Origin of the sequence: Mucilaginibacter tolerans (assembly GCF_030519375.1) — a bacterium.
GTDB lineage: Bacteria > Bacteroidota > Bacteroidia > Sphingobacteriales > Sphingobacteriaceae > Mucilaginibacter.
Window position 1 is genome coordinate 267,250 of sequence record NZ_JAUMKB010000007.1, and the last position, 6,283, is coordinate 273,532.

Genomic DNA, 6,283 nt, shown 5'->3' on the forward strand with positions numbered 1-6,283 from the left:
CGCCATGCTTCGAGTGCCTCAGGATGACACCCTTTCTTTTTGTTAGGATCACTCTACAACCCCGATGTTTTTATATAATAGTTCAATGTATCAATCTGCAAATTTGCCCTGGTTGCACCGGGTAAATTAACAGGCTCCAAAGCAGCGGTTGGTCGAATGACTTTATATTCTCCGCCCTTAATCCGTAGTTTTATTGGCATATTAAAATTCCTGGCATCCGCTATCCATTTGCAGTAAGGCTTGCCGTCTTTCCAAGTAAATTGCAAGGTTGGCAGACCCTTATAATGCAGGTATTGATCAAAAACTGGCGATAAATTTATGCCTGATTGTTTATTGATATAATTGATAATATCATCGTAAGTAACGGTCTGATGATAAAATGTCTTGTTCAACCCGCGAAGAATGCTGCGCCATTTTTCATCATCATTAATGATCGTCCTTATTGTATTAAGCAGTACCGATCCTTTAGGGTACATATCCTGAGAGCCTTCCTTATTCACACCATAAACTCCTACGATCGGACTGTTATTTTCAATTCCCTGGCGCGCTCCATGGATATATTCCTGACCTGCTTGTTTGCCATATTGATAATCGACAAAAAGCGCTTCCGAATAGCAGGTAAAGCTTTCGTGGATCCACATATCAGCCAGATCTTTTGCGGTGATGTTGTTGCCAAACCATTCATGCCCGCTCTCATGAACCACGATATAGTCCCACTTTAATCCCCAGCCTGTTAATGAAAGATCATGGCCCAAATAACCATTCAGGAAATGATTCCCATAAGCTACAGCGCTCTGATGCTCCATTCCCAGGTGCGGGGTTTCTACGAGTTTGTAACCGTCCTCATAAAAAGGATATGGGCCAAACCAATATTCAAATGCCTTGAGCATCGGGTTTACGTTGGCCGCGAATTGCTTTTTGGCTTTCTCCAGATCAGCAGGCATCACCCAGTAATCCAGATCGAGCTTGCCTTTTTCGCCATTGTAGGTATCTGTAAACTCAGTATAGTCGCCAATGTTGGCTGTTACATCGTAATTATTGATGGGGTTAGCCACAAACCAATCGAAACGGGTATAACCATCGCCCAGGTTGGTTACTTTACGCAGGCGACCATTGGACACATCTTTTAGGCCTGTAGGTACGCTTATGCTGATCATCATGCTGTCTACCTCGTCAGACAGATGGTCCTTATTAGGCCACCAGATACTGGCGCCTACGCCTTCGCAGGCGGTAGCCACCCAGGGTTTGCCTGTTGTGTCTTGCGTGTAAACAACCCCGCCATCCCAGGGCGCATTTTGGGCAATAGTTGGATTGCCGGAATAATAGACCGTAAATTCGCCCTTACTGCCCTTCTTAATGGTTTGCGGGAAAGTAACGAACACCGCATTGAACGCTCGTTTATAAGGCAGTTCCAAATCTTTATAAACTACTTTTTCAATTTTAAGATTAGCAAAAAGGTCGAACTGCAGTTGAGTAAAATCCTGCGTGGCAGTAAATTTAAACAGGTTGCTGCCGCTGATGAATTTGTTATTGATGTCAAATTTCACATCCAGATGGTAATAGTTAATATCATAGCAGGTGCGCAATGGCGTGAGTGCTCCCCGTAAAGTATCCGCGCGGGTGAATTTGTCCTTGTCCACCAAGAGCTGTGCGTGCAGGTAAGTGTGCATCAGGCAAATGATAAACATGGATGTAAGTATTTTTTTCATCAATATTTAATTGTTTTTTAACGGTGATGAAGCTATCATGATCTGTGTGTTAATTATAAATGGGAGATCATGATGGTTTCATTCAGCTAACTTAATCGGGTGCGTTAAATTTAGCAACTATATCAGCAATAAGTTGATTTTGGCACATAACTGTTACAATGCGATAAGTGTGGGATAAAATGTGGTGAGGAAATTAGTGTGGGATGAGCGGGTACCTGAAATAGGTGTTACCTGTATCAGGTGTAACGATGTGTAACACCCATAATAGTTAAAAATATTAATACCCAGTTACGAGGCCCGTTCTAATCCCGCTAAATATAGCCTCAACGTCAACTAATATCTAAACTCTACCCACTAATCTCTAAAATACTTACCTTTGCCGCACCACAAAAATACACTACTATGCAATATGATGTTATCGTTATCGGCTCGGGTCCTGGCGGCTATGTAGCTGCTATCCGTTGTGCCCAGCTGGGGTTAAAAACTGCTTGTATCGAGAAATATGCTACCTACGGCGGAACCTGCCTTAATGTTGGCTGTATCCCGTCGAAAGCTTTGTTGGATTCATCGGAGCATTATTACAATGCGGCCCATTCTTTCAAAACCCACGGCATCAACCTGGATAATCTTTCTGTTGATATGGAGCAGATGATGAAGCGTAAGGTAGATGTGGTAAATAAGAACACCAGCGGTATCAGCTTTCTGTTCAAAAAGAACAAGATCGACGGTATACAAGGTGTTGGCTCATTTAAGGATAAAAACACCATCATCATTAAAAAACCGGATGGCACCGAGCAGGAGATCACAGGCAAGAATATTATCATTGCGACCGGTTCAAAGCCGTCTGCACTGCCATTCATTAAAAACGATAAGAAAAGAATAATCACATCAACAGAGGCATTAACTTTAACCGAAGTGCCAAAACACCTGATCCTGATTGGAGGTGGTGTTATAGGTTTGGAGTTAGGTTCTGTGTACAAACGCCTGGGTGCGAAGGTATCGGTAATCGAATTTATGGACTCCATCATCCCGACAATGGATCGTGGATTGGGTAAGGAGCTACAGCGCGTGCTTTCAAAACAAGGCATGGAGTTTTACACCGGTCACAAAGTAACCGGCGCTACTGTAAAAGGTAAAGAGGTGACGGTGACATTTGACGCACCAAACGGTGAGAAGAAGGAATTGAAAGGCGATTATTGCCTGGTTGCGGTTGGCCGTATAGCTTATACTGATAATTTAGGTTTGGATAAGATCGGCCTGGCTGTAGAAGAACGCGGTCGTAAGATCACAGTCGACGAGCATATGGAAACCAGTGTAAAAGGCGTCTATGCCATTGGCGACGTGATTCGTGGAGCAATGTTGGCACATAAGGCAGAAGATGAAGGCACAATGGTAGCCGAGATCATTGCCGGACAAAAACCGCATATCGATTATAACCTGATCCCGGGTGTAGTTTATACCTGGCCAGAAGTTGCTGCCGTTGGTCAAACTGAGGAGCAACTGAAAGAGAAAGGTGTTAAATATAAAACCGGTTCGTTCCCGTTCAGAGCCAATGGCCGCGCTGTTGCAAGCGGTGATCTGGATGGCTTTATAAAAGTTTTAGCAGATGCTACTACCGACGAAATATTGGGCGTACACATGATCGGCCCGCGTGCTGCTGATATGATTGCCGAAGCTGTGGTAGCGATGGAATATCGTGCATCGGCAGAGGATATTTCCAGAATGAGCCATGCACACCCAACCTTTACGGAGGCATTCAGGGAGGCTTGTTTAGCAGCTACCGATAACAGACCGATTCATATTTGAATTGGCAGGTGGTGGTGTGCAGTTAGTACATGATATTTCAGAATTGACAACTTTTAAAAATTGTCAATTCTGCTTTAAGCCTGACCATTCTTTTTTAATTTTTTCAAGGCAGTCACATCAGTAAGGTCCTGGCTACACCCACCAATCATCTATAAATATTAAATTACTCCGCTTTAATGCTGTTTACAGGTTTGGCTACCGCCGCCTTACCTGCCTGGAAACTTACTGTGATTATAGCGATGATGATGGCCAATATTCCCGAACCGGCAAATACCAGCCAGCTGATATTAATACGGTAATTATAATTCTGAAGCCATTTGCTCATTAACCACCATCCCACTGGTGTGGCAATTACGATTGCGATGATCACGAGGGCTACAAATTCTTTGGTTAATAGCTGCATAATGCTGATCACGCTGGCGCCCAATACCTTGCGTATGCCAATTTCTTTCGAACGATTTTCGGCCATATAGGCGGCTAGACCAAACAGACCAAGACAGGAGATGACAATAGTTAATACTGCAAATAATGTGGCTAAGGTTCCGGTGCGTGTTTCGTCTTTGAATTTTTCGGCGTACTCCTGGTCAACAAAACTATACTGGAAAGGATAGGCAGGATTGTATTTCTTGAATATGCCCTCGGCAATTTTTAAGTTTTGTGCCGTGGGGCGATTAACATTCATTTTAAAGGTCATGGTATTAAAAAACCAGTGATTGCTGCCATAAACCAGCATCGGTCCTACTGGTTGGAAAGGAGAGCTAATAATGAAGTTTTTTATCACACCAACGATGGTTAACGGAACGGTGCCACTTTTAATAGTCTGTCCGATAGGATCCTTAAAGCCGAAAACCTTAGCCGCTGCTTCATTGATCACAACAGCAGCAGTGTCTGACGGAAAAGCTTTCAGGTCGATATCGCGGCCCCGCACCAGTTGAAATCCGAAGGTTTTAACAAAATCGCCTGAAGTGGCAAAGTTGCTGAAGCTAAAGTCTTTTTGGCCCGGATCTGCTTTTCCCCAGGTAAAGCCACTTGATTGGCTTCCGTCGATAGTAACAGATAAACTGGTTTTACTTACAGCAGCAGCGACTCCCTGGCTGATCAGCTCATTTTTTATCAGCTCGTAATTTTTCTTGATGTCGCCTGTCATTGGGTGCTCAACCAGCTTATCGCGCGAATAGCCGGTATTGCGGTTTTGCACATAATCTATTTGTTTATAGATGATAATCGTGGAAACGATCAGCACAATAGCCACAGTAAATTGGATAACTACCAATAGCTTGCGCGGTTGGAAGGTGCTGGCCTTCGCTTTGAACACACCCTTTAAAACTTTTACAGGCCTGAATGCAGACAGAAAAAACGCAGGGTAACTTCCTGCTAGCACACCGGTAAATAATATAAAGCCGATTGCTGCCAGCCAGAAGTAAGGATTAAGATAATCAATAACGAGGCGCTTATCGGTAAGTTTATTAAATTCGGGTAAAAACAATTGTACCAATAATATAGCTATACAACCGGCTATGAATGCAATCAATATAGATTCCGCTAAAAATTGTTTAATGAGTGAGAATCTGTTTGCGCCTATGACTTTACGAACACCCACTTCCTTACTGCGTTTTTCACTCTGAGCAGTACTCAGGTTCATGAAATTGATGCAGGCGATAAATAGGATAAGACAAGCGATAACGGTCATTAGCCTGACGGTCTCTATAAGTCCTCCGGAAGGTTTTCCGTTATCAAAATTGCCGTAAAGGTGCCATTTGCTTGCCGGATATAAGAAGGCATCAAATTTGAGCGTTGGGTCGTGTTTTGGAATAAACCCCTTAAGCTTATTATTAAATCTTTCCACATCGGCGCCCGGGTTTAAAAGCACATAGGTGTTATAGCTACCGTTATTCCAGGTATCAGAAGCGAATTTTCCAATATTAGGTGCGAGCGATATCAGGTAATCAAATTGAAACTGGGTATTTGCAGGCGGATCAGCAATTACCCCAGTTACTTTATAGAAGTCTTTATTGTCGAGCTTGACCACTTTGCTAACGGCGTCATCCGTTCCGAATATTTTTTTGGCCAGGCTTTTCGTTAGCACGATGCCTTTCACATCATCAAGCGCGTGTACACTATTGCCACGAATCATCGGAAAACTAAACATGGTCAGAAACTGCTTATCTACATCCCGGCCATTTGCTATTATGCTTTTATCTTGGTAATTGAACAGCCGGTCCATAGGCCAGTAAATGCGTGCTGTAGCTTTCACTTCAGGGAATTGCAACTGCATGCCAGGACCTACCGGTGAAGAAGTAATATCCCAGGTATAAACCTGTCCACCGTTTATTGGGAAGCTTTTGTTCCATACCTTATATAAATTGTCTTTGTTGCTATGAAACTGGTCAAAGCTAAGTTCATTTAGCACCCATGTAAAAATGAGTATCGCCCCACACATGCCTATTGCAAGACCTGTGATATTAATGAATGAGAATCCTTTGTTGCGCCAAAGATTTCTCCAGGCAATTTTAAAATAGCTCTTGATCATGCGGTTTAATTTTAGTCTTTCGTATTAAATATTATGCCATCTGGATAACTATTTGATATGTAGAAAATTACAATTTTATATTGGATTTTAGGTGTTCGAAAATGAACAACATACGTCCGCAAGCATAACAATCTGACCCGTCCTAAAAAAGCTATACAATGGGTCTTGTACGTTTTTTGGTTGTCAGTTTTGGAGGGTTAAAAATCTATTAATATTAGTCATTAAATTTAATAAATCA

3 protein-coding genes are annotated in these 6,283 nt (G+C 42.7%); 1 reads left to right on the forward strand and 2 read right to left on the reverse strand.

Annotated features, from left to right (window positions below):
• Nucleotides 1–53 precede the first annotated feature (53 nt).
• Nucleotides 54–1,709, reverse strand: coding sequence for a M1 family metallopeptidase (locus Q3A68_RS12390; RefSeq protein ID WP_302901404.1), 1,656 nt, complete (start codon nt 1,707–1,709; stop codon nt 54–56).
• Nucleotides 1,710–2,111: 402 nt separating this feature from the next.
• Between Q3A68_RS12390 and lpdA the strand changes: the two genes are divergently transcribed.
• On the forward strand, nt 2,112–3,515 hold the full coding sequence (lpdA, locus tag Q3A68_RS12395; protein WP_302901405.1) for a dihydrolipoyl dehydrogenase: 1,404 nt from the start codon (nt 2,112–2,114) through the stop codon (nt 3,513–3,515).
• Nucleotides 3,516–3,678: 163 nt separating this feature from the next.
• On the opposite strand, the gene Q3A68_RS12400 is transcribed toward lpdA, so the two are convergent.
• Nucleotides 3,679–6,045, reverse strand: a complete 2,367-nt coding sequence (locus Q3A68_RS12400) for an ABC transporter permease (RefSeq protein WP_302901406.1) — start codon at nt 6,043–6,045, stop codon at nt 3,679–3,681.
• Between the last annotated feature and the right edge of the window lie 238 nt (nt 6,046–6,283).